The organism is Streptomyces sp. JW3 (genome assembly GCF_052216785.1).
In the GTDB taxonomy this organism is placed as follows: domain Bacteria; phylum Actinomycetota; class Actinomycetes; order Streptomycetales; family Streptomycetaceae; genus Streptomyces.
Genome location: NZ_JBQOUX010000255.1, coordinates 1 through 752, shown reverse-complemented (window position 1 = coordinate 752; position 752 = coordinate 1). Strand labels below are relative to the sequence as shown.

Below are 752 nucleotides of genomic sequence, written 5' to 3'. Positions count from 1 at the left end.
CCAGTGGTGGCTGATGGACCCCGGGCCGGACCTCGACCACTACCCGCGGATCGTGCGGGAGACGTTGACGGTCCTGATCGGCGGGCCGGTGGGCGACAACACCTGAGAACCGCGTTTTCACACCGGAACGGGAGGCCGGCCTCATGGAGCTGGGGTTCGTCGGTGCCGGGCGGATGGGCCGGCCCATGGTGCGTCGGCTCGTCGCGGCCGGACACCGGGTACGTGTGTACGCCCGGGACGGCGAGGTGCGCCGCGCGCTGGCCGGTGACGGCGCCGAACCCGTCGCCTCCCTCGCCGGCGCCGCACGTGGCGCGGACGTCTTCGTGGTCTGTCTCTTCACGGACAAACAGGTCAGACAGGTGTGCCTGGACGGTGGGCTGCTGAGAGCGCTGCCCGCCGGTTCGCTGCTGGCCGTGCACACCACCGGCGATCCGCGCACGGTCCGGGCACTGGCCGACCAGGGGGTCGACATCGTCGACGTGCCCGTCAGCGGCGGGCCGCACGACATCGAGGCGGGGCGCCTGACCGTCTTCGCCGGCGGAGAGGCACGGGACGTGGACCGGGTCCGGCGGGTGCTGGGGGCCTACGCCGATCCGGTGCTGCACGTCGGACCGCTCGGTGCGGGGCAGGGTGTCAAGTTGCTCAACAACCTGATGTTCACCGCCCAGTTGGGACTGCTCGGGCAGGCCGCGCGGCTCGGCCGGCGGCTCGGGATAGCGGAGGGCGCGCTGCTGGCCGCGTTGTCCCGGGGC

Annotated in this window: 1 pseudogene; it reads left to right on the top strand. The window is 73.0% G+C overall.

The window, feature by feature from the left end:
• Nucleotides 1-95: 95 nt before the first annotated feature.
• Nucleotides 96-752, top strand: a pseudogene (locus ACTT8P_RS38375) (NAD(P)-dependent oxidoreductase); the annotation flags it as partial.